Below are 26987 nucleotides of genomic sequence, written 5' to 3'. Positions count from 1 at the left end.
GATGAAACAGAATCATTGGATGCTCAGATTGGTACAAATTGCTGCCGTGCTATTTGTATTGTTTGCAGCGTTCATGATTTTTATCTATTCACCTTTTTATTCTACTTTGGTGGTCAAAACGCTGAACACTTTGTTACCTGTAGAAGTGAATCAAGTGGCAGCAAAAAGTCAGCAAATGGCGGCTTTTAGTGATCAAGACAGCTTGGAACCCGGTTCAGATTTATGGATTGCCCGACAAGCTTATTTGAAGCTGATGGAGCAAGAGATTCAATCTGAAAATTCGAAAAATTTAACTTTAATTCAGGCTCGTTATAAAGCCTTACAAGCGCTTATTTTAGAAGAACAAACGCAAAAAAAATTAGCATCTGAGCAAGAGTTGCCGCAAGTCCCATTGTTGGTGTCTAATGCAGCTTCTGATGCAGTTGTAGAAGACCCATCCGAAAATGTAAAAGCCTTGCTCAATTTGGATAGTCATGAAAATCAGGTACTCATGGAACAATACTTGGAGTTTTTAAGCACTCATAAAATTGCCGAAACCGAAAGTGAGCCTGTAGATGAAGAAATCTTTAAAGATATTGCTTTAATTCAGCAACAAAATATTCCAAAAATACCTGCAAACTCTAAACCTTATGCGATTGTGGTTTTAGGTGGTGGCTTAACTTTAGATGATAATGGCAAAGATATTGTGGTCAATGACTACACACGTTTACGTTTAGAAACGACCCTAGCGGTGGTAAAACAATATCAATTGCCGATTGTACTGAGTGGTGTAGAAGCACCTTATATGCAGCGTTGGTTAAAAAAATATGATGTCGAAGCAAAATTATTAGAAGATCGCAGCATGAATACTTGTGAAAATTCACGTTTTAGTTCTTTATTATTACAAAAAAAAGGGGGGGCGCCGACAGTGATTTTGATTACAGACCGTTATCACATGCCACGCACCCGCCGTTTATTTGCTTTAAATGGAATTGAAACGATTCCTGTCGAAGCTCCAATGCCGACTCAACTGACCGCATGGCGTCCAAGTGAACAAAACTATGATCACAGCCGCCGTGCCAATTATGAAATGCTTGCCGCCATTCGGGATGTCTTGATTGGTTCTAGCGCATGTCGCGAGGTGCCATAATGCCTGATATTCCATTTTTAAACCCAAGCGTGTTGAAGCAATTAGATTTGCCAGTGCCGAGTAGGGAAACCACACCACAAATTCTACAACCTTTAAATTTGAATCGTGGTTTTGAACCGAGTGTTGAGTTACAAGCCTATCGACAGCTATATGGTTTTCATTTGTTGGACTGTGAACATTGGCAAGGCTATGTGCAAATGCCGTTGTTTAAATTGCATGTGCAAATTTTTCAACCCGATTTAAGCAAAACCAAATTTGATCAGGTGCAGGGCACGGTATTTCTACTGCATGGCTATTTGGAACATAGCGGGATTTATCAACCTATCGTCAAAGAATTATTAGAGCAGGGCTTTAGTGTTTTGACTTATGATTTGCCCGGACATGGATTGAGTGATGGTTATCCTGCCAACATCAAAAATTTTGATCATTATCAGCAAGTATTACATGCGGTTTATCAATATGTAAAAAATGCCGATCAATTGCCAAAACCGTGGTTGGGCATTGGGCAAAGTACAGGTGGTGCAATTTGGATGCATCACTTGTTGGAATTTGCTCAGCGCCGTGAAAATCCATTTGTAGAGCGTGTGTTGTTGTTATCGCCTTTGATTCGTCCTGCAAAATCGGCATGGTGGCATAACTCTGTTGGTTTGGGCATTATCCGTCGGATTAAGCGTGAAGTGCCGCGACATTTCCGACGCAATAATCATAATCCTGAATTTTTACGCTTTGTGCGTTTAAAAGACCCGCTGCAACCTAGAATGATGGGCATGGATTGGATTTTAGCCATGTCTAAATGGATGTTGGAGATGGAAGAACGTCCAGCTTGCCGTATTCCTGTTTGGTTGGCACAAGGGGCGCAAGATCAAACCGTAGATTGGCGCTACAACATTGAGTTTATTCGGCGTAAATTCCGCCTGCAAACCTTACTCATGTTAGAAGAAGGCTCGCATCAATTAATCAATGAACGTGCGGATATTCGTGCGGCTTTAACAGGGCTGATTCCTGCATTTTTACATGCACATAGCTCTAAGACTTATTATTAATTTATCAACCATCTTTTAAATACGGCTCTACATTTGCTTTGATGCTGTTCTCGGCATCAAAGCATATTTATGCTGCGCTGCTCATTAAAATGTGAAGCGATTTCTAAAATAAAATAGTACTTCACATTTATTTTTTATTTCATGCTCGAGTTTCATGTTTCAGTGCTATGCTCATGTTTATAAAATAAGCTAAATTTGAAAAACTCCTTAATTCTAGGGATAGTGTTTACATCAAAACGATTGATATATTTACAAACATAATCAAGGGGATGAATGATGGCAGAAATGGAAGCGATATTACCCGTACCGGTTTTAATTGTTGAAGATGAGCCTATTATTCAGTCACGTCTTAGAAAAATTTTGCATGATATTGGCTATCAAGATGACATGCTATTTTTCGTGAGTCATCTTAAAGCTGCAATGACGTGTATAGAAGATCATCCGATTGCTTTAGCTTTAGTCGATTTAGGCTTGCCCGATGGCAATGGTAAAGAACTAATCGAACAATTACATTTTAGAGATCCAAGCGCATTAATTTTGGTGATTTCTGCATGGAGCACCCAAGACAGCTTATTTTCTGCAATTCAAGCAGGTGCAACAGGCTATGTGATTAAAGAACGTGATGATGCTGAAATTATTATCGCAATACGCAGCATTTTAAGAGGTGGTGCACCGATAGACCCATTTATCGCCCGTGAAATTTTATCGCAAATTTCACATCAAAAAGTACCCGTGCTGACCGAAGATTTATCAGATCGCGCCGATGCTCATGCATTCAACTCACATTATGAACAGCTCACCAATCGTGAATTAGAAATTTTAAATCTGGTGGCGCAGGGCTTAAGTAACCGTGAAATTGCTGAGCAATTATTTGTGTCGCGTTATACCGTTGAAAGTCATATTAAACATATCTATCGGAAGTTGTCGGTCACTAAACGCACTAAGGCTGTCAGTACCGCTAGAACTTTAGGTCTTTTATGATTCAAAGGCTTTGGCAGTGTGGTTTGGGCGTGTTGTTATTGTTCTGTGCGTGGCAAAGCTATGCGCAGCAAGTGGTGTACCCAATTAATCAGTACTGCAATGTGCATGTACTTTCAATCAGCTCTGCCAAAACAGCATCACATAATAAAAAACCTGAAACGGGTTGGGAAAATGTTCAACTGCCCGACGTTTGGGATGATCGCTGGAAAAATTATAATGGTGGGGCGTGGTACAAAATAGAGTGGGAGTGGTTTTGTGAGCGTGATCATCGTTTAAATCAACCCATCGTTTTTGCACTGAATTTTTTAAATAGTGCAGGGGCAGTTTATCTGAATCAAGATTTACTTTGGGCAAGTCAACATTTAGAAGAGCCTTTGTCAAAAAACTGGAATATGCCACGTTACTGGATTTTACCTATTTCAGGCTTAAAACAAGGTAAAAATCAAATATTGGTCTATGTAAATGGATATGCATTTCAAAATGCGGGTATAGGAAAAATAAGTTTTAATAATGTGCATAACAATATTGAACAGCACCAGCAAAGTATATGGAATAAACGTACTTTATTTGAAATTAATGCGATTTTATCTGCCACTTTAGGCATTTTATGTTTGGTTATTTGGCTGTTTTTACGCCGTGATCAGAGTTTTGGTTGGTTCGCGTTGAGTTGCATGTTCTGGTTATTATTTATTTCTCATTTTTTAACCACAGAAACCTTTCCATACCCAAGTGTATTGGTGGCATCTCAAGCCAATTTAAGCTTTTTTATCCTCTATGTTTTAGCTTTTAGTCTATATTTAATTAGGTTTGTCAATCAACGCTTGCCAATATTGGAAGAAAGTATTTTTATTCTGAGTTTAGCGGTAATCGTTTGTGTGTTTTTAACACCCTTAGATTATGTCAAACTGGTATTTGGGATTGTCTTTTTAAGTTATGCCAGCTTACTAGTCGTGGTTTATTTTTATTTGGCGTATTTAGCGTATAAATCCCCAAAAACAGAAGTATATCTGCTGCTATTTTGTTTAACCTTGATTGGCTTTTTTGCGGGTGTAGATGTATTTCGTTTAAGTAATGCGGCAACGGCAAGTTTATATCAGCCATTATCACCGTATACCTCGCCAGTAATTACTTTATTTATTGCGATTATTTTAGGCATACGCCTAAAAAGAAATATTCAAAAAATTGAGAAATTTAATCAAGATTTAGAGCTTAAAGTTTTTGAAGTCAGTGATGATTTAAAACGCAGTATGTCAGAAAAGCATTATTTAGAATTGGAAAATGTGCGTTTGCAAGAGCGGATTCATCTATCGCATGATTTGCATGATGGTTTGGGTGCATCTTTGGTACGTTCCATGATTATGGTCGACCAAAGCGAACAGAACATGAGTAATCAGCAGTTCTTATCTATGCTGAAATTACTGCGTGATGATTTACGTCAAATTATTGATAGTGGTTCTTCCATTGGTTCTAAAGTGCCTGAAAATCCTAAAATTTGGGTTGCGCCAGTACGTCATCGTTTTAGTCAATTGATGGATGAAATGGATATTCATTCCAAGTGGGATTTTCCAAATGAATGGGTGATTGAGCCGAATTCGTTACAGTGCTTAACTTTGATGCGGGTATTAGAAGAAAGTTTAACCAATGTGATTAAACACAGCCAAGCCAAGCATGTATCCGTCAGTATGCAATTTGTACCGCCTAAGCAATTGGTACTTAAAATTCAGGATGATGGTGTAGGTTTTGAAGCCAATAGCGTGCTTGAACATGGCATGAGTATTGGGATGCGCAGTATGAAAATGCGTTTAGAACGGGTTGGAGGGCAATTAAAATTAAATTCGACACCTGGCTATACGTTAATTCAGGCAGTTTTAACTTTAGATCCCGCTTATCTAAATTCCCCAAGATGAATTGATCATCTTGAGGGGGCTGAAACGAATATTTTAAGCGTCTTCAGCAGGTAACAACATTAAAATGGATTCATTGAGCAGTTGTACCAAATCTTCCAAAATATTTGCGTCGTAAAGGTTTTCATCGAGCAGCACGCGTTCACCATTGGCAATTTTTTGCAGCGTAGGGATAGATGCTTCTGCGACACAAATCGCTTCACCATTCGCCCAAAATAAAACTTCATCTAGCTGATTTGCATAAAGTAGGCGAGAGGCGGGTTCCAACATGATTTGATAACCCTGATCTAGCGCATCTTCTAAATCGCCTACACCTATTTCATCTACTTCAGGAATATTTTCAGGATATTTCGGTTCAGACATTAAGCTTAAAATCGCATCATCCAACACCGATGAGTTTTGTAAACGCGCCCACAATTCTGCTTTCAGATAATCCAATTCTGTCGCAGTCATTTCGCCAATTTGGGTACTTTTTTTACGAACAAGGTCTTGTAGTGGCGTGCGTAACATTTCATCGGCAGAGAATTTATCGCTCACTCGATCCATCATTTCACTAATATTCGGCATGCGGAAACCGAACGAGAACGTCAGACAATCATCTTCCGCCACGCCATAATGTGCCAAACCCGGTGGCACATAGAGTAAATCGCCAGGTGCAAGAACTTCATCAAAATTGACCTGCATTTCAGGCAATAATTTTAACGGTTGTCCTGCGACAAATTCAGTTTCAGCATCACACATTTGCCCAAGTTGCCAACGACGATGTCCATAGCCTTGTAGCAAAAACACATCGTAGAAATCAAAATGCTGACCTACAGAGCCGCCTTTAGGGGCATAAGACACCATTATGTCATCACGTCGCCATTGCGGAATAAAAGGAAATTTTTTCCAAAGTTCAGCGAGATCAAAAGAGTAATGATCAACGGCTTGTACCAATAGCGTCCACAACTTTGGCATTTTTTGAAAATCAGCCTTAATGAGCGGTGATGATTTCACAGTCCATTGATTTGGATCGCGATCTTTTTGTTTGATTAAACGGGCAGTCACATCTTCTTCAAGTGCCAGTTCCATTACATCACTAGGTTCAAGTAGGTTGGCAATTTCTGGGAGTGCATTGCGTACCAAAAGTGGTTTTTTTTGCCAATATTCACTTAGGAATTGTTCTGCGGTAATTCCGCCCAAAACATCTAAAGGTTGCGACATAAAATAGCCTAAGCAAGTTTTATCAATAATCTCAATATTGTCTGATTTGTCGCTGCAAAGGGCAAGGTGATTTATAGTCTTTATAAATATTCACGGCTGTTAAATTACACAGTTTTAAACTTAAGGAACCTGAATATTCAGCATTCTTAACATGCGGCATAACTGAATCATCGGCAGACCCATCAAGGTAGTTTGGTCATTGCCTTGCATGGCTTCAAACAGACTAATACCTAAACCTTCGCACATAAAACTACCTGCACAGTGTAGCGGTTGTTCCTTTGCAACATATCGTGCAATTTCATTGTCAGTTAAGCTGCGGAATTTAACTGTGTAGTGTTCTACAACCGTTTGTTCAAAGCCTGTAGATTGCTGCTGCACACTCAGCGCAGTGCTGAAATAAACCGTTTGACCTGAATTGGCTTGTAATTGTTGTATAGCTTTTTCTGAAGTGAGCGGTTTACCTATAAAAATATCTGGCTGCTGTTCACGCCATGCCACTTGATCTGAACCAATCACAATTGCATCAGGATATTGCTGCGCAATACAGTGTGCTTTTTCAAAAGCCAAGCGTCGCGCCAAATTATCTGCATGCAATTCACCCTGTGCAGATTCATCAATATCAGGTGAAATTGACTTATACGCCAAATGCAGACGATTCATCAATTGCTGACGAGTTTGACTGCCAGACGCTAAAATAATTTCAGGATGTTGCATCAGATCATCACACCGCATAATCCATCAAAATATCTAAAGGCACATAAGACAATACTGACTGATGACAGGCTTGAATTTTAATTGGTGGTGCTTGACCTGCCTGATAGGCTTCAACCCAACGGGTGACGCAAATACACCAGAAATCACCCGGTTGTAAGCCGTTAAAACCAACTTCTGGTACTGGCGTGATTAAATCATTGCCAATTTTTTGTGAGAAATTTAAAAAATCAGAGGTCATTTGTGCACAAACGGTGTGCTGACCTAAATCGGTTGGGGCGGTATGACAAAAACCGTTACGAAAATATCCAGTAATAGGATCAAAGCAACAACTGGCGAGAGATTCGCCCAAAACATTTAAACGATTGATATTTGGATCAGGATGAATAGACATAAGTGCGAGAAAGATGGTGGCTTTTCTCTATCATAATCAAAACTTTTGCTTTAAACAGCAATTCTACAAAAGTTGCTAACCTTTTTCTGCATAATCATTTAAAATCGTGGCGTTTTGATATCAATAAAGTGAGCTATACATGAACTTTCAGCGTATGACTGACCTCGATTTAGCAGGTAAGCGTGTCCTTATTCGTGAAGATTTAAACGTACCTGTTAAAAATGGTGTGATCACCAGCGATGCACGTTTACGTGCGGCATTGCCAACGATTCAAGCTGCTGTTGCCAAAGGTGCAGCAGTGATGGTGTATTCTCACTTAGGTCGTCCTGTTGAAGGTGAGCCAAAAGCTGAACAATCTTTAGCACCTGTAGCTGCGTATTTAACCCAAGCATTAGGTCAAGATGTTCAACTGATCACTGACTATTTAGATGGTGTAGACGTTGCTCCTGGTCAAGTCGTTTTATTGGAAAACTGCCGTTTTAACCACGGTGAAAAGAAAAACAACCCAGAACTTGCCGCTAAATATGCAGCATTGTGTGATGTATTTGTGATGGATGCATTTGGTACCGCGCACCGTGCAGAAGCCTCTACTGAAGGCGTTGCACGTTTAGCACCAGTGGCAGCAGCAGGCCCATTATTGGCTGCGGAATTAGATGCTTTGGGTCGTGCCTTAAAAACACCTGAAAAACCAATGGTGGCGATTGTTGCAGGTTCTAAAGTATCGACTAAGTTAGATGTATTGACTTCATTGTCTGATATTTGCGATCAATTAATTGTAGGCGGTGGTATTGCCAATACTTTCCTTGCTGCAGCAGGCTATAACGTGGGCAAATCATTATGTGAAAATGATTTGATTGACACTGCCAAAGCAATTGCCGCAAAAGTTTCTGTACCACTGCCAACCGATGTTGTAGTTGCAGATGCCGCTGAAATTAATTTTGAAGATTTCTTGGGTTCATTGGCAGCAGCGAAAGCAACTGTGAAAAAAGTTGAAGATGTTGCAGACAACGATATGATTTTAGACGTAGGCCCAGAAACTGCAAAAGCATTTGCTGAAATTTTAAAAACTTCAAAAACAATTCTTTGGAATGGCCCAGTGGGTGTATTTGAAGTTGATCAATTTGGTGAAGGTACGAAAGCACTTTCATTGGCGATTGCAGAATCTGCAGGTTTCTCTATTGCAGGCGGTGGTGACACTTTAGCTGCAATTGACAAGTATGAAGTTGCAGACAAAATCGGCTATATCTCTACAGGTGGAGGTGCATTCCTTGAATTTGTAGAAGGTAAAACCTTACCTGCAGTTGCGGTATTATTAGAACGCGCTTAAATCTAGAAAATTTATCAATAATTTTTAAAAAGGTTGACTTCGGTCAACTTTTTTATATTTATGTCATGCCGTAGTCATCAAAATGTCATAAATATGCAATAAACTGTAGTAAATGAATGACCTAACTGTAGGAAATGACGATGATTCAAAAACTAACACTTGCTGCTTTAATTGCTGCATCTTTAGCCTTGACTGCTTGTGCAAAAAAAGAAAGCGCACCTGCGACTGAAACTGATGCATCTTCTGCAGTTGTAGATAACGCTCAAGTTACACCAGAACAACAAGCTGCAATCGACGCAATTGACCAACCAATCTTGGATGAAGGCAACACCGATATTCCTGAAGACGTTGCAAATGCACCTGCTGACGTTGCGACTGCAGACACAGAAGTTGCTGCTTCTGAAGCGCAATAAGTGCTGAAAAACGACAAATTGTAGTAATTTGTTTAAAAGTCCCTGCTTTTGCAGGGACTTTTTTTTGAAAAAGGCGATTTGTTGCTGAATTGAAACAAATCACAGGGTAGAATAACCAACATTATTTGGGAGGATATTATGGCTCTTATTTCATTGCGCCAGCTCTTGGATCATGCCGGTGAACATGCTTACGGCGTTCCAGCGTTTAACGTCAACAACTTAGAACAAATGCGCGCAATTATGTTAGCCGCAGATGCAACCAATTCACCTGTAATTGTTCAAGCTTCGGCAGGTGCGCGTAAATATGCAGGTGCGCCATTCTTGCGTCACCTGATTTTGGCTGCAATTGAAGAGTGGCCACATATTCCAGTGGTTATGCACCAAGACCATGGTACAAGCCCTGATGTATGTCAGCGTTCGATCCAACTAGGCTTTTCATCAGTAATGATGGATGGTTCTTTGGGTGAAGATGGTAAAACACCAACGTCGTATGAATACAACGTCGAAGTGACGCGTCGTACTGTGCAAATGGCGCATGCGTGTGGTGTATCGGTTGAAGGTGAGATTGGCTGTTTAGGTAGTCTTGAAACAGGTATGGCAGGTGAAGAAGATGGCGTGGGCGCAGAAGGCGTACTTGACCACTCTCAATTGTTAACATCTGTTGAAGAAGCACGTAGCTTCGTTGCAGATACTAATGTGGATGCTTTAGCGATTGCTGTTGGTACTTCGCACGGTGCATACAAGTTTACTCGTCCACCTACAGGCGATATTCTTGCAATTGACCGTATTAAAGAAATTCATGCTGCGTTGCCAAATACACACCTTGTAATGCACGGCTCTAGCTCTGTACCACAAGAATGGTTGGCGGTGATTAACCAATACGGCGGTGACATCAAAGAAACTTATGGTGTACCTGTTGAGCAATTGGTTGAAGCAATTAAGCATGGTGTGCGTAAAATCAACATCGATACAGATTTACGTTTAGCTTCTACTGGTGCAATGCGCCGTATGATGGCAGAACAACCAAGCGAATTTGACCCACGTAAATTCTTCGCAAAAACTGTAGATGCAATGAAACAAATTTGTATAGACCGTTATGAAGCATTTGGTACTGCAGGTAATGCAGACAAAATTCGCCCAATTTCTTTAGAGAAAATGGTTGAACGCTATAAGTAATTCTTAATTTGATTAAGAACTCGAAAGCCCACAGTCCTTGTGGGCTTTTTACTGATGAATCCACAACTTCCAATCAAGAACAAAAACAATCCTCGAGCGTGTCATGGAACTGATTGTAGCCGCAGCCTTTTGTAGTGTACTGGTCTCTATTTTATTAAAAGTCTGCAAAACGCAGGGTTTTAACCCCATGCAGATGATTACATGGAATTATGTCAGTGCCAGTGTGTTGTGTTTTTACTGGTTTAAACCCAACTTGGGCACGATCTCAATCCAACATACGCCGTGGTGGCTCATTATTAGTTTGGGTGTGTTGTTGCCCAGTGTCTTTTTAGCATTAGCAAAATCGTTGGACAGCGCAGGTATTTTAAAAACTGAAATTGCACAGCGTTTGTCAGTGGTTTTGTCTTTAGCAGCCGCTTATTTTATTTTTCAGGAAAATTTTAGCCAACTGAAAATTGTGGGAATCGCGCTTGGGATTATCGCGGTCTTATGCATTTTGTATTCGCATCGTGCTGCAGTGCAGTCTGCTAAAGCGCAACAAGGCATCTTATATTTGAGCTGTGTTTGGTTGGGTTATGCACTGATTGATGTTTTGCTTAAATACACCACAGGTTTAGGACTGCAATTTGCAGTTGCACTGAATTTGATGTTTGTATGTGCTTTTGTTTTGGCGATGGCTTATATCTTAATCCGCGATAAAAGCATGGGCAGTATGCAAAATATCAGTGCAGGTTTAATTTTGGGTGCACTGAATTTTGCCAATATTGCCTTGTATGTCAAAGCTCACATGCTGCTCAAAGACAGCCCTGCAGTGGTATTTGCAGGGATGAATATTTTAGTGGTGCTATTTGGCGTGATCAGTGGAGTATTGTTCTTTAAAGAAAAGCTGAAAAGCACGACCACTATTGGGCTAGGCTTGGCATTGCTTAGTGTGCTTTGCCTCGCTTATGCCATGACGGTTTAAGATAACTCAACATAAAGCGAAAAGGATGTCGCAATAAATCTGCAGTTTCTGCAAGACCATGCAGCATTGTGGTTCTATCGCAGATCGGGCAGCGCAGGGTTGGATAGCTTGGTTTGGCTTGATATAAATACAGTTTTTTACAACGTCGGCATTCTAGTTTTAGCGGCATTAAATTGAGCATCATACACCTCATTTTTATTTTTGATAGAGATTGAGTACAGATTGCAAATATAGATAAAGCAAAATTCAGACCAAAAAATAGGGACAAATTTTGTCCCTAGTGTTATCGCATGTTTGTTTTACAGTTGCGTGAAAATCTCGCGTTTATCAAGGCGTGATTTTGGCAGTTTGGCATTAAAATCTTGTTCACTACGATAGCCTAAACACAATAAAACCGAAGGAATCAGTCCTTGCTCAGTTAGTTGCAGTTCTTGAGTTAAAATTGCTTCATCAAAACCACCAATTGGCGTTGCGTCAATTCCTTCAATGCCTGCAGCCAAAAGCATTTGTCCGAGTGCAATAAAGGTTTGATTTTCTGCCCAACGCTGAATATCGCCTTTTTCATTGCGGTAGTAATCGACATAACCTGTGCGGCTGTCTTTCTGACCTTGTTTAGCGGCTTCATCTTTAAAGCGTCCACTAGCAGCATCCTGATTAAGCAGGTTTTCTAAATGTAATTCGCTAATGTCAGCTTTGGTGCAAAATAAAATGGTATGCGAAGCATCTAAAACTTTAGGGGCGTTATAGGCGTACTTTCCAACTAAAGCTTTAGCAATACGTTGTTTGGCTTCAGGGCGATCTGCAATAAAAAAATGCCACGGCTGAATATTAATGGAAGATGGTGCTAAACGCAGAATTTCTAATAAACGCTCAAATTGTTCTGCAGGAATAGTGCGACTCGCATCATAGGCTTTGGTCGTATAACGAGTTTGTGCAACGTTGAGCAAATCCATGAATCATCTCCATTTAAAGACTATATTTGGGGCAGGTGTGCGCCAAAAGCTTAACATGCCTCGCTATGCTAACGGAATGAATCCATGTGCTATTTATGCGGTTAAGATGAGATGAGCACGACATAAACATCTTTAAACTTAGTGTTAAATTCAATCATGTAAGACGTTTTCACTATTGGTTGTTTATAGCAAATAGGCGTTAAATATAAACTTGAGCATGGTGCATCCCAAAGGTGTATGGATGGAATATATCAATTATTTTAAGCGTAAATTAAAAACTCAGCAGCAAATTGGCTTATGGGTAGGTTTAGCAGATGCGTATGGTACTGAAATTGCTGCCAATGCAGGCTATGACTGGCTTTTAATTGATGGGGAACATGCACCGAGTGATTTAAGAACCACTTTGTCACAATTACAAAGTATTGCGGCTTATCCCTCTCAAGCGGTGGTGCGCCCGCCGATTGGCAGTGTGCAACTCATTAAACAACTGTTGGATATTGGCGTACAAACTTTGCTGATTCCTATGGTTGAAAGCGTTGAACACGCTGAGTTGATGGTCAAAGCGGTACGTTATCCACCTGAAGGTATTCGCGGCGTAGGCGCAGCTTTAGCACGTGCAACTCGCTGGAACAGTATTCCAAATTATTACGCGACAGCGCATGAAAATATTTGTTTGCTCATTCAAATTGAATCGGTCACAGGTTTAGAAAATCTGGATGCTATTTTACAAGTCGATGGGATTGATGGGGTGTTTATTGGTGCGGTGGATTTATCTGCCACGATGGGTTATGAAGGCAATCCGAACCATCCAGAAGTACAAGCCGCTGTGGTCGATGCGATTCAACGGATTCGTGCAGCAGGCAAAGCAGCAGGGATTTTATCGACCCAACATGAAGTGACACAAAAGTATTTGGATTTAGGCACAGAATTTGTGGCAGTTGGGGTAGATACCAGTGTGTTGATGACTTCGCTGCGTGAGTTGTTGGCTAAATATAAAGCTGATGCCGAAGTGATTAAAACGGAAGGTGGGTATTAATCTGCTAGCTGAAGAGATTTTGGCTAAAGAGGTTTTAGTTAGCTATGTTTAGCTAAGTACCTTTAGTGTTGTATCTATTATTTTTATGTAAAGATGTTGCGCTTAATAGTTCCAATGACTCAGTTGCCAAGTTGCTAAGGCTTGATTTGGTTCAACTACTAAAATTTGTGCAGCATCTGTGCGCCAATCGCCTAATACAATTCTAGGTTTGCCGTGTTCATTGTGAATATTTGGACGATGCGTATGCCCATGAATTAACACATCTGCATGCTGCAAGGCTTGTGACACAGCATCTGCATTTACGTCCATGACGTCATAACTTTTGACTTGATTGGCTTGCTGACTTTTTTTGCGGAAACCTTGTGCAAGTTTTTGCCGAAAAGCCAAAGGTGTTTTCTTTAAAATCCCTAAAATGATGGGATTGCGAATGATTTTACGGAATTTTTGATAGGACACATCATCGGTACACAGTGCATCGCCATGTTCTAAACGTACCTGTTGAGAACCAATATGCAGCGTGTACACATCGGGCAGGAGTTGTCCTGAAAACTGATCTAAAAATTTCTGACCCAAAGCGAAATCACGATTGCCGACAATAAAGTAAATTTGATTACCTGCTTGGCTAAATTGCTTTAAACGTGCAACAACTTCATCGAGCCACGCTGCGGTGTAATCATCGCCAATCCATGCATTAAACCAGTCGCCTAAAATATACAGTTGGGTGTTTTTATTTTGATAAGCGTCTAGCAAATCTAAAAACCCCCGAACAAGTCGAGGGTGATTTGGTGACAAGTGTAAATCTGCGATAAACAGATAGGTCACGAATTATTCCTTGGAATCTCCCGAAATCCCTCTTTTAAAAGAGGGATTTCTCCTCCCTAAACGAATTTTAAAGCAGTACTTTAAAATGATGTGCGTAAGCGAGGTCGGGTAAGATTCTTATTCAGCAATGATTTTTGCAGATTCAATCACCACATTTTCTAGTGGAACATCTGCGTGATAACCACGGTTGCCAGTACGCACGCCTTTAATTGCATCTACAACGTCCATACCTTCAACAACTTTACCAAACACGGCATAACCCCAACCTTGTGCAGTTTTGCCTGTGTGGTTTAAGAAAGAGTTATTTTTTACGTTAATGAAGAACTGTGCAGAAGCAGAGTGAGGTGCTTGGGTACGTGCCATTGCAATTGTACCAACATCGTTGCTTAAGCCGTTGTCAGCTTCGTTTTCAATCGCATCACGTGTTGCTTTTTCTTTGAAGTTTTCATCCATGCCACCGCCTTGGATCATGAAACCATCAATAACACGGTGGAAAATTACGCCGTCATAAAAACCATCACGAACGTATTCTAAGAAGTTAGCAACTGTAATTGGTGCTTTTTCAGCGTTCAATTCTAAAACAATACGACCTTTATTGGTGTTTAATTCGACTTGAGGAAAACTCATTGTGTAATCTCCTAAACATGGACACGAATGCCATGGGTTTTTTGGTTGAGAGAAGCATAAGCAAACTGTAAACTACAAGGCAAGTAAAAACGTTATTTTCTTTGTTAAAAACAAGGAAAAGCGTTCTAATGGGTGATGTATGCTTCACTACTGAAGTTTCTGTAACCTAGTTTATCCAATTTTATTTTAGAAGTGATTTTATTGCTATGAAGCCAAATGATGTTGTTGCATCTCTGCCAAACACCCCGACACCAAGTTCAAATGCCTCTGTCGATGCTGTGCAGCAAGAACAACAGCCGGGCTTGGACTTTATACGTCAAGTCATTACCGATGATATTGCGGCGGGTCGCACTCAGCAGGTGGTGACACGTTTTCCACCTGAGCCGAATGGTTATTTGCATATTGGTCACGTGAAAGCAATTTGCTTGAACTTTGGCATCGCACAAGAATATCAAGGGGTGTGTAACTTACGTTTTGATGACACCAACCCAGATGCAGAAGAACAAGAATATGTTGATGGTATTGCCAATGACGTGAAATGGCTGGGTTTTGAGTGGAATGGCGAACCACGCTATGCATCAAGCTATTTCGATCAATTATATACATGGGCAATTCAGCTGATCGAACAAGGCGATGCTTATGTCGATTTGCAAACCCCTGATGAGATTAAGCTCAATCGTGGTTCTTTTGTAGAGCCGGGTAAAAATTCGCCATATCGTGATACGCCAGTAGCAGAAAACTTGGCTTTATTTGAAAAAATGCGCAATGGTGAATTAGGCGAAGGTCAGGCAGTACTCCGTGCCAAAATTGATATGGCTTCACCAAACGTACACATGCGTGATCCGATTTTGTATCGTGTTTTACATTCATCGCATCACCAAACGGGCGATAAATGGAAAATGTACCCAATGTATGATTATGCGCATCCATTATCAGATGCCATTGAAGGCATTACTCATTCACTATGTACTTTAGAATTCCAAGACCATCGTCCATTCTATGATTGGGTGGTGGAAAAGGTGAAATCCGAGGCTGTGCCGCGTCAGTATGAATCTAGCCGTTTGAATATTGATTACACCATCACATCTAAGCGTAAATTGCGTAAATTGGTTGAAGGCGGTTTTGTGAATGGTTGGGATGACCCACGTATGCCAACAGTGGTAGGTATGCGTCGTCGTGGCTTTACACCAGAAGGTTTGCGTGATTTCTGTAAGCGTGTAGGTGTGTCTAAGTCGGATGGTATTGTGGATGTTGCAATGCTTGAATATTGCATCCGTCAGTCATTGGAAAATACTGCAGCACGTGGCATGGCGGTGTTGAATCCACTTAAAGTGACTTTGACCAATTTGCCTGAAGCACTGGATTTAGTCCATGCACGTCATCCAAATGTAGATATGGGCGAGCGTAGTATTCCACTGACTTCTGAAATTTATATTGACCGTAAAGACTTTGAAGAAGTGCCGCCTAAAGGTTTCAAGCGTTTAGTGCCAGAAGGTGAGGTGCGTCTACGCCATGCTTATGTAATCAAGTGTGATGAAGTGATTAAAGATGCTAACGGCGAAGTCATTGAGCTGAAATGTTCAATTGACCCTGAAACTTTGGGCAAAAACCCAGAAGGTCGTAAAGTCAAAGGCGTGATTCACTGGGTATCTGCAAGTAAAGGCGTTGCGGCAGAAGTTCGTTTATATGATCGCTTATTTACTGAGTCTGATCCAGAAGTGGGTGATGATTTCTTGGCGAATTTAAACCCCGAATCGTTGACTGTGGTACAAGCCATTGTTGAACCTGCATTGGCAACAGCACAACCAGAAGATCGTTTCCAATTTGAACGTGAAGGTTATTTTGTTGCAGATCAGTATGATCACAGTGCGGAAAAACCAGTGTTTAACCGCATTTTAGACTTAAAAGACAGCTTCAAACCTGGCAAGTAACACCTTATTTAAGTTTTAGCTTGCAACTTGAAAGCCCAACTTGATCAATTCAGGTTGGGCTTTTGGTTTTATCTATTTGAGGTTTATAGAATATTTTGTGAGATATACAGTGTCGCTAAAATGACTGCGATTAGCGGTTTTTATGCTGTTCCTGCTTCATCAGGATTTGCGGTAACTGCATTTTGGCTTTATCGCGTAGTTTCTTCTTAATATAGAGCACTAAAGCAAAGCAAGTGGTGGTCAGGGTCAGCATCATACTGTTCATATAACTCATCAATGAACTGACATACCCAATGGTGGTTAAACGATCCATCATCTTAAATACTTGCGGGCTGCTTTCCACACCTGTAATTGCCCAAGTGCATAAATGTTCACAGTTATTCATAATCAGATGATAATTGTTTTCATGCATTCTGGAGCGCATACGGCGTACCACTTTGCGGCCTTTATACTTGGGCGCATGATACGACTGCACAATAATATTTTTGCCGTGACTAAACTTTTCAATACTGGTCATTTCAATCGGGTGTTTTTTAAAAAGATGTGCAAAACCCGAATAGTGAATCACGCGACCACGCCCGGCATAGATACCATGATGGCTATAGCCGAAGTGTTTCACAATTAAATGTGCCCCTAAAGGAAATCGTGTTTTCTGCTTGAGCATCGTACGCTTGACCAATAAAGTAACATGAGTAGAGAAAAGAAATCAGGTTTTATAGTGTACTGCGTCTGAAGCAAATATGCGATAACCCATTCAGTTATATGCACAATTTGTAACATAGCAGGTATGGAGATGATAATGTTTTGTTCTCGGTGGAAGTGCTTATTGCTCTGTTATTTATTCTGCACGCCTACTGCACAAGCGGAAATTCGCGCATGGACGGTTAACAACAGTAAAATCAATGCAGATGTGGTGGAAGTGACACAGTTGTCACAGTTAGGCTTATATCTGAAAGATCGGCAAGGGAAACCATATCTGCAAATTTCACAACTACAAAAAAATCTACAGTCTTGTGAAAACATGCAATTTGCCATGAATGCAGGCATGTTTCATCCAGATTATTCGCCTGTGGGTTTGTATGTGGAACAAGGACGACAACTTAAAAAGCTGAACCGACAGCAACAGGGATGGGGGAATTTTTTAATTCAGCCCAATGGTGTACTGGCGTGGAATCATCAACGGGTGTTTTTAGGAACAACCCAACAATATGCCAATCAAGCGTTCAAAGCGCAGTATGCGACACAGTCTGGCCCAATGTTAGTTATTAATCGCCAGTTAAATTCACGTTTTTTGGCAGACAGTACTTCTTATAAAATTAGAAATGGGGTTGGGTTAAAAGACCAAAGCCTGTACTTTGTGATTAGCAAGACGCCCGTAACTTTTCATCAATTTGCCACCTTTTTTAAAGATGAGCTGCAAACGCCAAATGCCTTGTATTTAGATGGTTCGATTTCTACAGCGTATATTCCGCAATTACAACGTCATACTCATCCACATCGCAATTTAGGTCCAATTTTAGCTTATATAGATCATCAAGGCTGTAAACCCTAACATTGGAATTTGGTTTTGGCTTGGCTGAATTTATTGTCCAATAAAACCTAAGGCTGTGCCTTGCATCCTGCAGATTTTGACTGCTTCTTCGCTTTTCATTTGTTTGACTTCATTTTCAAATTGCTTTTTTTGTTGTTTAAGTTGCTCATCTGAAATACCCATGTTTTTAGCAAAACTTTCCATTTTCTCCCAAGTTTCGGCACATTCTTTCGGCATTGGGCTACAGGCTGTTAAACTTAGGCTGAGTAGGGCAAGACAGCTAAGGCTAGTTTTTTTCATTGTCATTTTCTCTGTTTGAATAATTCGAATTTATTGGTGTAATGATTATGTATAGAAATATTAGCGCATGATTATGAAGATATGATTGACTGCGTTTGAAAAGATTAGCGTTTTTGTGCAAGTTCAAGCACGTGTCGCGATTTATAAAATTTATCGTTCTAATATATATGCAGCCATTAAAAAAGGCACTTAGTTCAACTAAATGCCTTTTTTATCATATTCCATTACTGGAATGGTAGATGCTGGAGTTCATTCAACTCTTTGCGGCTATAACCTCGCGAAGCGAGAACCTTCTTAATCCCGATAATGACATCTTCATCTGTGGCTTTGGTTAAAGCTTCGAGAAGTTGTTCATTTGTCTTGCAAGAGCAATCATTTTCAACACAAGCAATTTGATTTTTATGCTCGTTTTGCTGTTCTGTAGAGAACAACTTTTGCCAAAAACTCATAGAGCCTTCATTCACAACCTAACATAGATCGAAATATAGCCAATATAAAAAATAAATCAAGTCGACCTAAGTGATAAAAGCAGCAATCGAGTTGCAGAATTTTCGATGATATTGCATTTTTTTAACGAAATTATGACAGCTAAAGGGCTTGTAATGCTTTAACTGATTCATTTACATCATAATATTTACAAGTGCTAAAAAGCAGAACTTGTAAATATTGAAGAATAATGCAACAAATTGTTTAAATCTTTTCCAGTAAAACACCCGACTCAACATGATGGGTGTATGGGAATTGATCAAACAGTGCAAATTGCGTCACTTTATGGCTTTGACACAAGGTTTTTAAATTGTCATGCAATGTGTCTGGGTTGCACGAAATATAAATAATACGCTTAAAACGCTGTAGGAGTTTTAAGGTGTCATCGTCAATTCCTGCGCGTGGCGGATCGACAAAGACCGTATCAAAATCATAACTTGCAAGATCAATGTTCGCTTCTTGCAAGCGGCGGAATTCACGCTCACCGTTATAGGCTTGAGTAAACTCTTCAGCCGATAAGCGTGCCACTTGAATATTCTCAATCTGGTTTTGTTCAATATTCCACTGCGCTGCATATACCGAAGATTTAGCCAGTTCTGTGGCAAGTACACGACGGAAACGAGTCGATAGCGGCAGGGTAAAGTTACCATTACCACAATAAAGTTCTAATAAATCTTGCTCAGAATATTCGGCAACCGTACATGCCCATTCCAGCATTTTTTGGCAAACTTGCGCGTTTGGCTGGGTAAAGCTGCTTTCAATTTGCTTATAGGTATAAGTGCGCTCAAAAACCTGTAATTGTTCAACTACATACTCATCGGATAGCACGAATTTTTGCCCACGGCTGCGTCCAATCAGTTTAATGTTTAATGCTTTGCTCAAAGCTTGGGCTGCAGGCTCCCAATCAGATTCAAGTTTGCGGTGATAAAGCAGTGAAACCAACATTTCGCCACTTAAAGTCGCTAAAAAATGCACTTCAAATAAACGAGCCGATAATACGGGATTGGCTTTCAGGGCGGCTAACAGCTTTGGCATTAATAAGTTAATGCTGCGGTCTGCAATCGGAAACTCATCTACACGAATAACTTTTTTCTGCTTATCTTCACTGCGTTCAAACATGGCATAAAACAGATCATCTTCAATATGCCAAATTCGGAACTCTGCCCGCATACGGTAGTTGTGTTCTGGTGAGGCAAATACTTGCAAGGCAGGCGGGTTATATTCGGCAAATTGGGCAGAAATACGGGCAACTTTTGCATCAAGTTGTTGCTGATAAGATGAGGTCATATGCAGTAAACATCACAAACACAGAGAAAGAGCGATGGTAACAAAGTTTTAAAGAGATACCTAAAACTATTATGAAAATGATGCAATGCTGCAAGATGTCAAAATAGCCTAAGCATGTTGATGACATCTTACAAGTGGAAAAATTTAGATACTGTAATTACTTTAAACTTGATGTAATTGATCGAACAATTGCTGCATGCCCTCAGTGGCAGTTTTGGAAATCCGTTGAAATTGAGCAGGAAGTTGGGCTTGCATGGCTTTTGGGTCAATATAATAAGCCTGACAATTTGCAGGAATTTCGTGTACTAATCCAGCAACAGGGTACACCACCAAACTTGTACCAATCACAATAAAAATATCGGCATCTTGAATCAAATCCAGTGCTTCTTCATAGGCAGGAACTGCTTCGCCAAACCAGACCACATGCGGACGTAAAGGATAGCCTTGTGGGCAAAGATCCTGTTGCAAGTTCAGCGAGTCACCTTCAATTGGAAAAAATTCTGTCGTGTATTGTGCATGAGGCCCTGAGCTTTTGGCTAAACGAATATTGCCGTGTAAATGCAAAACTTCTGAACTGCCTGCACGTTCATGCAAATCATCAATATTTTGGGTGATCACTTGTACATCAAAATCATCTTCAAGTTCAGCAATTAAGCGATGCGCCAAGTTAGGCTGCGCATTAAGAATGTTTTTACGACGTTCATTATAAAAGCGTTGGACTAATTCAGGATTCCTTGCCCATGCTTCAGGACTTGCGACATCCTCCACGCGATGTTTTTCCCATAAGCCATCACCATCTCTAAAGGTGTTGATTCCACTTTCTGCGCTCATACCTGCACCCGAAAAAACCACTAATTTACGCATGTTTTATTCTCTTGATGGATGGTTAGATTTGAGTATAAGTGCCGAAAATAGAAACACAAATCTACAGCTCATTTTTTCAGAATTTTAAGTATCTAAATATGTGAAAGTTTAGTGCTGTCTATAACTTTGCTGAATAATTGAATCAAAGTTCACTTTTTATTGCTTGTTATTTCATTTTAATGATAGAACATAAAGTAAAGTAGTATGACGCTGCAAAATCAAATATTGATGAACCAGAACCTATAATAATGTGCAGAGGATGCCATGTCACAACACAATCCATCGCCAAATCACACGCCTGCAACTCACAGTGAAAAAGTGAAATTTGATTGGAAAGATCCTTTTTTGCTTGAACAGCAATTGACTGAAACCGAACGTATGATTCGTGATAGTGCCTATGCTTATTGTCAGGAAAAATTACTGCCGCGGGTACGTGATCAGTTTAGACATGAAACGGTAGATCGCAGCATCTTCCGTGAAATGGGTGAGCTTGGTTTGTTAGGCTCAACCATACCTGAACAATATGGCGGTGCAGGTTTAAATTATGTGAGTTATGGGCTAATTTCACGTGAAATTGAACGGGTCGATTCAGGTTATCGTTCAATGGCAAGTGTGCAAAGTTCATTGGTGATGGTGCCAATTTATGAGTTTGGCAGTGAAGCACAAAAACAGAAATATTTACCCAAACTCGCTTCGGGTGAATGGATCGGATGTTTTGGTCTGACTGAACCTGATTTTGGCTCCGACCCTGGCAGTATGAACAGCAGAGCACATAAAGTTGCAGGCGGTTATCGTTTACACGGTGCGAAAATGTGGATTACCAATAGTCCAATTGCCGATGTATTTGTGGTGTGGGCAAAAGAAGTTTCGGCAGATGGGCAGGTGGGTGATATTCGCGGTTTTATTTTAGAAAAAGGTTGGGATGGACTTTCTGCACCAATCATTCAAGGCAAGGTTGGTTTACGCGCTTCAATCACAGGTGAAATTGTCATGGACAATGTTTTTGTGCCTGAAGAAAATATGTTACCTGAAGTGCGTGGTTTAAAAGGGCCGTTCACTTGTTTAAATAGTGCACGTTATGGCATTGCTTGGGGTGCTATGGGTGCGGCTGAGTTTTGTTGGCATACTGCGCATCAATATACGATGGATCGGATTCAGTTCGGACGTCCTTTGGCGGCCAATCAGCTCATTCAAAAGAAACTTGCCGATATGCAAACCGAAATCGCGCTGGGTTTACAAATTGCTTTACGTTTTGGTCGTATGAAAGATGAGGGTATTGCTTCACTCGAAGGTACTTCGCTGATTAAACGCAACAACTGTGGCAAGGCCTTAGAGATTGCTCGTATGGCGCGCGATATGCTTGGTGGGAATGGTATCAGTGATGAATATGGCGTGGCGCGGCATTTGGTCAATTTGGAAGTCGTGAATACCTATGAAGGGACGCACGATGTGCATGCGCTAATTTTAGGTCGTGCGCAAACGGGTATCGCGGCTTTTGCCAATTAAATCTAGATCTAAACTAAATCTAGGTCTAATGATGCTACGGTGGAAAATATTGCAAACCACATTTTCCACCGTTTTACTTTAGCTGTTTAGTTTTAAAAATTGGCTAATTTCCTGATTAAATTTCAACGGTTCGGTCAGTAAAGGGGTATGCCCCGATTGGTGAAATATGACTTGTTTCGCATTCGGCATAGCTTCTACCACTTGACGTTGTCCTTCTGCCGCATACAAGGTCGATTGTGCGCCTGTAAAAAAGACTGTCGGACAACCCAGTTGAGTTAAAGCCTCACGATAATCTTCCTGATGGTGTAAATAATTGTCGATATACCAGCGTAAATAATCTAAACGCTGTGTAGGTAAAATATAGCGTTGTAAAACAGGACGTTTGACGGCCAGTTTAAATAAAAACGGACTGATTTTATTGCTGGCTTGTAATTCTATAAATTCTAGCCAAAGTTCGACTAAGTTTTTACGCTGCAACACATCCATTTGTTGAATATCAGTATATTGCGCGTGATCATGTAAAAACTCGGACAGATGAATCAATAACTGTTTAAATTGTTGATGTTGATTGCCAAATAAGCCATAAGGCCAGTTTTCATCTACCCCAATTTTTGGTGCTTGGTCAATTTGTAAATAACTGCTTAAATGCGCAGCCAATTGTCCATATTGCATGCCATGCATGGCAGTGGTTGCCCCCATGGAATAGCCAATCAGTTTAAATTGTTGCAGGTTCTGTTGTTGAAGCAGACTGTTTAAATCTTGCCAATGGCTCGAAATAGCATCCAGTTCTGGAACGGCACACAGGTTTGAACCCCCAAAACCACGCCAGTCTGGAATAATAAAACGATACTGCTTTTTATGTTGATACAGAAATGGCAACCATTGCCAACTGTGCATGCCTAAACCTGAAAGCACAACCACAGGCTCACCTTGACCAAATTCACGTACAAATAGAGCTTCGCCATCGGGCATGCGGTAAAAAGGCATCAGCATTTCCTTGCATGGTTGTAATTAAAGATGCGTTATTCTTTATAGCATAGCCTGATCATTTCTGTATGGTGAGCAACCCTGATTTCACATTGATGTGGTTGCTATTACTTAAAAATATACTTTTAAGATGAGGCTTCGGCATCAAACTTTTTCAGTTCAGGAATCACATTTTCTAGCCATTCAATCCAGCCAATTTCCTGATCTATCCCTAGCTGCAAAATCATTTTATGAATATACAGGGTACGGTTGTTCGCAGGTGCTTGGCTAAAGTCTTTGGCAAAAATCTGTTGATAGGTGTGCAACTTGGCTTTGTGAAGCAGCAAATGTCGTTCTAGTTCGGGTAAGACGCTGTTGCCGCCAAGTTGGGCTTCGGCACGTAAACGTACCATAAGTTCTTCGCGTAATTGTGCAGGCGGGCTTTGCTCGACCATCCAGTTTGCCAGTTCATGCCGCCCCAAAGCTTCTACCTGATAGGTTTTGCTACGACTGCTAGAATCTTCATCTTCTAAGGTTGAAATCCAACCTTTTTTCAGCATGGTATTTAGTTCGCGATAAATTTGTTGATGGGTCGCATTCCAGAAAAACCCCATAGAGCGGTCAAAACGGCGTGCCAATTCAATACCGTTACTGGGTTTTTCAATTAAACTGGTCAATAAAACGTGAGCGAGCGACATAAACAGAGCAACTTTATTTTTTTCAGCTTTAATTATGCAACATGTTGCATAAAAATTAAATCTAGAATATAAAAGTATGCAACAAGTTGCATTAAGCATAAAACAGCCAGCATTTTTGCCAGCAGGGAGATTCTATGTCTGACTATCCACATTTACTTGCGCCTTTAGATTTAGGCTTTACCACTTTAAAAAATCGGGTCTTAATGGGTTCAATGCACGTTGGACTAGAAGAAGCACCGGGTGGATACGAACGTATGGCGGCTTTTTATGCAGAGCGTGCCAAAGGTGGCGTTGGGCTGATTGTAACAGGTGGTATTTCACCGAATGATGCAGGCTTAACCTTTGCGGGCGGCAATAAACTTGATACTCGTCAAGAAGCAGAAAAACATAAAGTGGTGACTCAGGCTGTGCATGATGCAGGCGGCAGAATTGCTTTACAGATTTTACATACGGGACGTTATTCCTATCAGCCCGATATTGTCGCACCGTCAGCAATTCAGGCACCGATTAACCCAAGTAAACCACATGCACTAACATCGGCAGAAGTACAGCAAACCATTGCCGACTTTGTGAATTGTGCCAAATTGGCACAATACGCAGGCTATGATGGTGTCGAAATCATGGGTTCGGAAGGCTATTTAATTAATGAGTTTATTGTTGCGCGTACCAACCATCGTGATGATGAATGGGGCGGCAGTTATGAAAACCGTATTCGTTTCCCAATTGAAATTGTTAAACGTACCCGTGCAGAAGTGGGTGAAAACTTTATTATTATTTACCGCTTGTCGATGTTGGATTTAGTCGAAGGCGGTTCGAGTTTTGAAGAAGTGGTGCAATTGGCACAAGCGATTGAAAAAGCAGGTGCAACCATTATCAATACAGGGATTGGCTGGCATGAAGCACGTATCCCAACCATTGCTACCAAAGTCCCTCGCGCAGCTTTTACATGGGTGACAGAGAAATTAAAAGGTTTGGTTAAAGTGCCACTGATCACTTCAAACCGTATTAACACCCCTGAAATGGCTGAGCATGTTTTGGCTGCAGGACATGCCGATATGGTATCGATGGCACGTCCAATGTTGGCAGATGCTTTCTTTGTGCAAAAAGCAGAGCAAGGTCGCAGTGATGAAATCAACACATGTATTGGTTGTAACCAAGCTTGTTTAGACCATATTTTCTCAATGAAGATTGCTTCATGTTTGGTCAATCCACGTGCTTGCCATGAAACAGAACTCATTTTTAAAGAAGCAACACAGACTAAAAAAATTGCGGTGATTGGTGCAGGGCCTGCAGGTTTGAGCTTTGCAACCTATGCTGCAGAACGTGGGCATCAGGTGACGATTTTTGAAGCATCGAATCAAATTGGTGGGCAGTTTAATATTGCTAAAACCATTCCTGGTAAAGAAGAGTTTTACGAAACTTTGCGCTATTTCAAACGCCAAATTGAGCTGCAACCGAATATTAAATTGGTATTGAATCATACGGCTAGTTTTGAACAATTGCTCAATGCTGACTTCGATGATGTGGTTGTGGCAACAGGTGTAACCCCGCGTCAATTGGATATCGCAGGTATTAATCACCCTAAAGTGCTGAGCTATATTGAGGTATTAAAAGAGCGTAAGCCTGTAGGTCAACGTGTTGCGATTATTGGCGCTGGTGGTATTGGTTTTGATACTGCAGAATATTTAAGCCATGAAGGTGAAAGTGGTAGTCTAAATCCTGAAAAATTCTACGATGAATGGGGAATTGATACCAATTATGCGCATGTCGGTGGTTTAAAAGCAGCAAAAGTTGAAGAATCGCCACGTGAAATTTATTTATTGCAACGTAAAGCATCATCCGTGGGTGCTGGCTTGGGTAAAACAACAGGCTGGATTCATCGTACAGGTTTAAAAAACCGTGACGTTAAAATGATTGCAGGGGCAAGTTATGACCTGATTGATGATCAAGGCTTGCACATCACCGTCAATGGTCAAAGTACAGTGCTCGAAGTTGATCATGTGGTGATTTGTGCAGGGCAAGAGTCTTACACCGCCATGTATGAGCAATTACAGGCAGCAGGCAAAAATGTGCATTTAATTGGTGGGGCGAAAGAAGCAGGCGAGTTAGATGCCAAACGTGCAATTCGTCAGGGTGCTGAATTGGCAGCGAAAATTTAATGTAATTCCTTCTCCCTCTCCTTTGGGAGGGGGCTGGGGAGAGAGTTAATAATCGCTTCTGCCCAGTGCAGCAGTGCTTCAGTCTCACTCAGGGACTCTGCATAGAAATGAAATATCAAAACAAAAAAAAGGAACTTAACATGACTTTGGAAACAACAAAATTAGCGGTACAGCGTTGGCATACAATGCTGCAAAACCATGATATGTCTATTTTGAGTGAATTGCTGGCAGATGATGTGGTGTTTCGTTCACCTGTAGCGTACCAACCTTATGCGGGTAAACAAGTGGTATTTTTTATTTTGACCAATGTAATTCAGGTCTTTGAAAACTTTACTTATCACCGTGAGTTTTATACTGAAGATGGTTGCAATGTTGTACTTGAATTTTCCGCCAATGTGGGAGATAAAAAACTTAAAGGAATTGATATGATTCAATTCAATACACAAGGACAAATTGTGGACTTTGAAGTGATGATTCGCCCGAAAAGTGGTTTAGAGGCATTGGCTGTGCAAATGGGACAACGTATGGCTGCCTTTATGCCAACCGAAAAATAAAATACCGCGTGTGTATGGCAAT

28 protein-coding genes are annotated in these 26987 nt (G+C 40.7%); 14 read left to right on the top strand and 14 right to left on the bottom strand.

Features of this window, described 5'->3' with window-relative positions; translation table 11 throughout:
• Nucleotide 1 precedes the first annotated feature (1 nt).
• The 4 genes from FTV28_RS04260 to FTV28_RS04245 all read left to right on the top strand — a co-directional run bounded on the left by FTV28_RS04260 (nt 2) and on the right by FTV28_RS04245 (nt 5060).
• A complete protein-coding gene (locus tag FTV28_RS04260) occupies nt 2-1129 on the top strand; it encodes a YdcF family protein (RefSeq protein ID WP_179989508.1) in 1128 nt (375 codons plus the stop codon).
• Complete coding sequence (locus FTV28_RS04255; protein WP_096900878.1) at nt 1129-2172, top strand: alpha/beta hydrolase; 1044 nt, start codon at nt 1129-1131, stop codon at nt 2170-2172. The genes FTV28_RS04260 and FTV28_RS04255 overlap by 1 nt, the downstream gene beginning before the upstream one ends.
• A gap of 276 nt (nt 2173-2448) precedes the next feature.
• On the top strand, nt 2449-3153 hold the full coding sequence (locus FTV28_RS04250; RefSeq protein WP_179989506.1) for a response regulator transcription factor: 705 nt from the start codon (nt 2449-2451) through the stop codon (nt 3151-3153).
• Nucleotides 3150-5060, top strand: a complete 1911-nt coding sequence (locus tag FTV28_RS04245; RefSeq protein WP_167846047.1) for an ATP-binding protein — start codon at nt 3150-3152, stop codon at nt 5058-5060. The genes FTV28_RS04250 and FTV28_RS04245 overlap by 4 nt, the downstream gene beginning before the upstream one ends.
• Before the next feature lie 33 nt (nt 5061-5093).
• Here FTV28_RS04245 and FTV28_RS04240 read toward each other — a convergent pair whose 3' ends face one another.
• From FTV28_RS04240 to FTV28_RS04230, 3 genes are all read right to left on the bottom strand, one after another.
• Nucleotides 5094-6260, bottom strand: coding sequence for a cupin domain-containing protein (locus FTV28_RS04240; protein ID WP_004973287.1), 1167 nt, complete (start codon nt 6258-6260; stop codon nt 5094-5096).
• A gap of 120 nt (nt 6261-6380) precedes the next feature.
• Nucleotides 6381-6974, bottom strand: a complete 594-nt coding sequence (locus tag FTV28_RS04235) for a nucleoside triphosphate pyrophosphatase (RefSeq protein ID WP_026438423.1) — start codon at nt 6972-6974, stop codon at nt 6381-6383.
• Between the two features lie 7 nt (nt 6975-6981).
• The gene (locus tag FTV28_RS04230) at nt 6982-7365 is read right to left on the bottom strand and encodes a DUF2237 family protein (RefSeq protein WP_004973294.1); all 384 of its coding nucleotides are present in this window, start codon (nt 7363-7365) and stop codon (nt 6982-6984) included.
• 139 nt (nt 7366-7504) lie between these two features.
• Here FTV28_RS04230 and FTV28_RS04225 point away from each other — a divergent pair, with 139 nt between their 5' ends.
• The 4 genes from FTV28_RS04225 (at nt 7505) to FTV28_RS04210 (ending at nt 11245) form a co-directional block, all read left to right on the top strand.
• A complete protein-coding gene (locus FTV28_RS04225) occupies nt 7505-8692 on the top strand; it encodes a phosphoglycerate kinase (RefSeq protein ID WP_004973295.1) in 1188 nt (395 codons plus the stop codon).
• Between the two features lie 140 nt (nt 8693-8832).
• Nucleotides 8833-9105 (top strand): hypothetical protein, encoded by a 273-nt coding sequence (locus tag FTV28_RS04220; protein WP_131260911.1) that lies wholly within the window; start codon nt 8833-8835, stop codon nt 9103-9105.
• 138 nt (nt 9106-9243) lie between these two features.
• The gene (gene fba / locus FTV28_RS04215) at nt 9244-10281 is read left to right on the top strand and encodes a class II fructose-bisphosphate aldolase (protein ID WP_004973298.1); all 1038 of its coding nucleotides are present in this window, start codon (nt 9244-9246) and stop codon (nt 10279-10281) included.
• 103 nt (nt 10282-10384) lie between these two features.
• The gene (locus FTV28_RS04210; protein ID WP_154320705.1) at nt 10385-11245 is read left to right on the top strand and encodes a DMT family transporter; all 861 of its coding nucleotides are present in this window, start codon (nt 10385-10387) and stop codon (nt 11243-11245) included.
• Here FTV28_RS04210 and FTV28_RS04205 read toward each other — a convergent pair.
• Nucleotides 11208-11426: a hypothetical protein gene (locus FTV28_RS04205; RefSeq protein WP_004973302.1), complete on the bottom strand. Its 219-nt coding sequence runs from the start codon at nt 11424-11426 to the stop codon at nt 11208-11210. The two genes, FTV28_RS04210 and FTV28_RS04205, sit on opposite strands and share 38 nt — an antisense overlap.
• A 118-nt stretch (nt 11427-11544) precedes the next feature.
• Entirely contained in the window at nt 11545-12198 is a 654-nt protein-coding gene (gene nfsB, locus FTV28_RS04200; RefSeq protein ID WP_004973304.1) for an oxygen-insensitive NAD(P)H nitroreductase, read from the bottom strand.
• A 241-nt stretch (nt 12199-12439) separates the two neighbouring features.
• Between nfsB and hpaI the strand changes: the two genes are divergently transcribed.
• Nucleotides 12440-13234, top strand: a complete 795-nt coding sequence (gene hpaI, locus FTV28_RS04195) for a 4-hydroxy-2-oxoheptanedioate aldolase (RefSeq protein WP_096900940.1) — start codon at nt 12440-12442, stop codon at nt 13232-13234.
• A gap of 102 nt (nt 13235-13336) precedes the next feature.
• On the opposite strand, the gene FTV28_RS04190 is transcribed toward hpaI, so the two are convergent.
• Both FTV28_RS04190 and FTV28_RS04185 read right to left on the bottom strand, forming a co-directional pair.
• Nucleotides 13337-14056, bottom strand: coding sequence for a UDP-2,3-diacylglucosamine diphosphatase (locus tag FTV28_RS04190; protein WP_154320706.1), 720 nt, complete (start codon nt 14054-14056; stop codon nt 13337-13339).
• A gap of 117 nt (nt 14057-14173) precedes the next feature.
• Nucleotides 14174-14683 carry a peptidylprolyl isomerase gene (locus FTV28_RS04185; protein ID WP_004973310.1) on the bottom strand — a complete coding sequence of 170 codons (510 nt, stop codon included), beginning with the start codon at nt 14681-14683 and terminating at the stop codon, nt 14174-14176.
• Between the two features lie 206 nt (nt 14684-14889).
• Here FTV28_RS04185 and FTV28_RS04180 point away from each other — a divergent pair, with 206 nt between their 5' ends.
• Nucleotides 14890-16614, top strand: coding sequence for a glutamine--tRNA ligase/YqeY domain fusion protein (locus tag FTV28_RS04180; RefSeq protein WP_154320707.1), 1725 nt, complete (start codon nt 14890-14892; stop codon nt 16612-16614).
• Nucleotides 16615-16744: 130 nt separating this feature from the next.
• Here the strand turns inward: FTV28_RS04180 and FTV28_RS04175 are convergent, their stop codons facing one another.
• Nucleotides 16745-17278 carry a lecithin retinol acyltransferase family protein gene (locus FTV28_RS04175; protein ID WP_096900868.1) on the bottom strand — a complete coding sequence of 178 codons (534 nt, stop codon included), beginning with the start codon at nt 17276-17278 and terminating at the stop codon, nt 16745-16747.
• A 135-nt stretch (nt 17279-17413) separates the two neighbouring features.
• Here FTV28_RS04175 and FTV28_RS04170 point away from each other — a divergent pair, with 135 nt between their 5' ends.
• Nucleotides 17414-18166 carry a phosphodiester glycosidase family protein gene (locus FTV28_RS04170; RefSeq protein WP_225530198.1) on the top strand — a complete coding sequence of 251 codons (753 nt, stop codon included), beginning with the start codon at nt 17414-17416 and terminating at the stop codon, nt 18164-18166.
• Nucleotides 18167-18196: 30 nt separating this feature from the next.
• On the opposite strand, the gene FTV28_RS04165 is transcribed toward FTV28_RS04170, so the two are convergent.
• The 4 genes from FTV28_RS04165 to FTV28_RS04150 all read right to left on the bottom strand — a co-directional run bounded on the left by FTV28_RS04165 (nt 18197) and on the right by FTV28_RS04150 (nt 21082).
• Nucleotides 18197-18445 (bottom strand): hypothetical protein, encoded by a 249-nt coding sequence (locus tag FTV28_RS04165; protein ID WP_004973320.1) that lies wholly within the window; start codon nt 18443-18445, stop codon nt 18197-18199.
• Nucleotides 18446-18669: 224 nt separating this feature from the next.
• Entirely contained in the window at nt 18670-18894 is a 225-nt protein-coding gene (locus FTV28_RS04160) for a hypothetical protein (protein ID WP_004973321.1), read from the bottom strand.
• Between the two features lie 241 nt (nt 18895-19135).
• Nucleotides 19136-20218 (bottom strand): tRNA (uridine(54)-C5)-methyltransferase TrmA, encoded by a 1083-nt coding sequence (gene trmA / locus FTV28_RS04155; RefSeq protein ID WP_179989504.1) that lies wholly within the window; start codon nt 20216-20218, stop codon nt 19136-19138.
• 162 nt (nt 20219-20380) lie between these two features.
• Nucleotides 20381-21082 carry an NAD-dependent deacylase gene (locus FTV28_RS04150; protein ID WP_004973326.1) on the bottom strand — a complete coding sequence of 234 codons (702 nt, stop codon included), beginning with the start codon at nt 21080-21082 and terminating at the stop codon, nt 20381-20383.
• A 264-nt stretch (nt 21083-21346) separates the two neighbouring features.
• Between FTV28_RS04150 and FTV28_RS04145 the strand changes: the two genes are divergently transcribed.
• On the top strand, nt 21347-22588 hold the full coding sequence (locus tag FTV28_RS04145) for an acyl-CoA dehydrogenase (protein ID WP_136143882.1): 1242 nt from the start codon (nt 21347-21349) through the stop codon (nt 22586-22588).
• A 78-nt stretch (nt 22589-22666) separates the two neighbouring features.
• Here the strand turns inward: FTV28_RS04145 and FTV28_RS04140 are convergent, their stop codons facing one another.
• The gene (locus FTV28_RS04140) at nt 22667-23575 is read right to left on the bottom strand and encodes an alpha/beta fold hydrolase (protein WP_096900864.1); all 909 of its coding nucleotides are present in this window, start codon (nt 23573-23575) and stop codon (nt 22667-22669) included.
• Between the two features lie 125 nt (nt 23576-23700).
• Nucleotides 23701-24252 (bottom strand): PadR family transcriptional regulator, encoded by a 552-nt coding sequence (locus tag FTV28_RS04135; RefSeq protein ID WP_004973333.1) that lies wholly within the window; start codon nt 24250-24252, stop codon nt 23701-23703.
• 134 nt (nt 24253-24386) lie between these two features.
• Between FTV28_RS04135 and FTV28_RS04130 the strand changes: the two genes are divergently transcribed.
• Both FTV28_RS04130 and FTV28_RS04125 read left to right on the top strand, forming a co-directional pair.
• On the top strand, nt 24387-26411 hold the full coding sequence (locus FTV28_RS04130) for an NADPH-dependent 2,4-dienoyl-CoA reductase (RefSeq protein ID WP_179989502.1): 2025 nt from the start codon (nt 24387-24389) through the stop codon (nt 26409-26411).
• Nucleotides 26412-26551: 140 nt separating this feature from the next.
• A complete protein-coding gene (locus tag FTV28_RS04125) occupies nt 26552-26965 on the top strand; it encodes a nuclear transport factor 2 family protein (protein WP_004973337.1) in 414 nt (137 codons plus the stop codon).
• Nucleotides 26966-26987: the final 22 nt, after the last annotated feature.

The organism is Acinetobacter sp. YH12252 (genome assembly GCF_013417365.1).
GTDB lineage: Bacteria > Pseudomonadota > Gammaproteobacteria > Pseudomonadales > Moraxellaceae > Acinetobacter > Acinetobacter towneri.
The sequence above is the reverse complement of the archived record's forward strand: the minus strand, read 5'-3'. Positions and strand labels throughout refer to the sequence as shown.

Excerpts from the sequence above, each read along its gene's own strand:
- FTV28_RS04220 (WP_131260911.1), top strand. The coding sequence starts at position 8,833 with ATGATTCAAAAACTAACACTTGCTGCTTTAATTGCTGCATCTTTAGCC.
- trmA (WP_179989504.1), bottom strand. The coding sequence starts at position 20,218 with ATGACCTCATCTTATCAGCAACAACTTGATGCAAAAGTTGCCCGTATT.
- FTV28_RS04245 (WP_167846047.1), top strand. The coding sequence starts at position 3,150 with ATGATTCAAAGGCTTTGGCAGTGTGGTTTGGGCGTGTTGTTATTGTTC.
- FTV28_RS04130 (WP_179989502.1), top strand. The coding sequence starts at position 24,387 with ATGTCTGACTATCCACATTTACTTGCGCCTTTAGATTTAGGCTTTACC.
- FTV28_RS04135 (WP_004973333.1), bottom strand. The coding sequence starts at position 24,252 with ATGTCGCTCGCTCACGTTTTATTGACCAGTTTAATTGAAAAACCCAGT.
- nfsB (WP_004973304.1), bottom strand. The coding sequence starts at position 12,198 with ATGGATTTGCTCAACGTTGCACAAACTCGTTATACGACCAAAGCCTAT.
- FTV28_RS04240 (WP_004973287.1), bottom strand. The coding sequence starts at position 6,260 with ATGTCGCAACCTTTAGATGTTTTGGGCGGAATTACCGCAGAACAATTC.
- FTV28_RS04235 (WP_026438423.1), bottom strand. The coding sequence starts at position 6,974 with ATGCAACATCCTGAAATTATTTTAGCGTCTGGCAGTCAAACTCGTCAG.
- FTV28_RS04140 (WP_096900864.1), bottom strand. The coding sequence starts at position 23,575 with ATGCCTTTTTACCGCATGCCCGATGGCGAAGCTCTATTTGTACGTGAA.
- FTV28_RS04175 (WP_096900868.1), bottom strand. The coding sequence starts at position 17,278 with ATGCTCAAGCAGAAAACACGATTTCCTTTAGGGGCACATTTAATTGTG.
- hpaI (WP_096900940.1), top strand. The coding sequence starts at position 12,440 with ATGGAATATATCAATTATTTTAAGCGTAAATTAAAAACTCAGCAGCAA.
- FTV28_RS04230 (WP_004973294.1), bottom strand. The coding sequence starts at position 7,365 with ATGTCTATTCATCCTGATCCAAATATCAATCGTTTAAATGTTTTGGGC.
- FTV28_RS04250 (WP_179989506.1), top strand. The coding sequence starts at position 2,449 with ATGGCAGAAATGGAAGCGATATTACCCGTACCGGTTTTAATTGTTGAA.
- FTV28_RS04260 (WP_179989508.1), top strand. The coding sequence starts at position 2 with ATGAAACAGAATCATTGGATGCTCAGATTGGTACAAATTGCTGCCGTG.
- FTV28_RS04165 (WP_004973320.1), bottom strand. The coding sequence starts at position 18,445 with ATGAAAAAAACTAGCCTTAGCTGTCTTGCCCTACTCAGCCTAAGTTTA.
- FTV28_RS04145 (WP_136143882.1), top strand. The coding sequence starts at position 21,347 with ATGTCACAACACAATCCATCGCCAAATCACACGCCTGCAACTCACAGT.
- FTV28_RS04210 (WP_154320705.1), top strand. The coding sequence starts at position 10,385 with ATGGAACTGATTGTAGCCGCAGCCTTTTGTAGTGTACTGGTCTCTATT.
- FTV28_RS04125 (WP_004973337.1), top strand. The coding sequence starts at position 26,552 with ATGACTTTGGAAACAACAAAATTAGCGGTACAGCGTTGGCATACAATG.
- FTV28_RS04185 (WP_004973310.1), bottom strand. The coding sequence starts at position 14,683 with ATGAGTTTTCCTCAAGTCGAATTAAACACCAATAAAGGTCGTATTGTT.
- FTV28_RS04255 (WP_096900878.1), top strand. The coding sequence starts at position 1,129 with ATGCCTGATATTCCATTTTTAAACCCAAGCGTGTTGAAGCAATTAGAT.
- FTV28_RS04225 (WP_004973295.1), top strand. The coding sequence starts at position 7,505 with ATGAACTTTCAGCGTATGACTGACCTCGATTTAGCAGGTAAGCGTGTC.
- FTV28_RS04170 (WP_225530198.1), top strand. The coding sequence starts at position 17,414 with ATGTTTTGTTCTCGGTGGAAGTGCTTATTGCTCTGTTATTTATTCTGC.
- fba (WP_004973298.1), top strand. The coding sequence starts at position 9,244 with ATGGCTCTTATTTCATTGCGCCAGCTCTTGGATCATGCCGGTGAACAT.
- FTV28_RS04205 (WP_004973302.1), bottom strand. The coding sequence starts at position 11,426 with ATGCTCAATTTAATGCCGCTAAAACTAGAATGCCGACGTTGTAAAAAA.
- FTV28_RS04160 (WP_004973321.1), bottom strand. The coding sequence starts at position 18,894 with ATGAGTTTTTGGCAAAAGTTGTTCTCTACAGAACAGCAAAACGAGCAT.
- FTV28_RS04150 (WP_004973326.1), bottom strand. The coding sequence starts at position 21,082 with ATGCGTAAATTAGTGGTTTTTTCGGGTGCAGGTATGAGCGCAGAAAGT.
- FTV28_RS04180 (WP_154320707.1), top strand. The coding sequence starts at position 14,890 with ATGAAGCCAAATGATGTTGTTGCATCTCTGCCAAACACCCCGACACCA.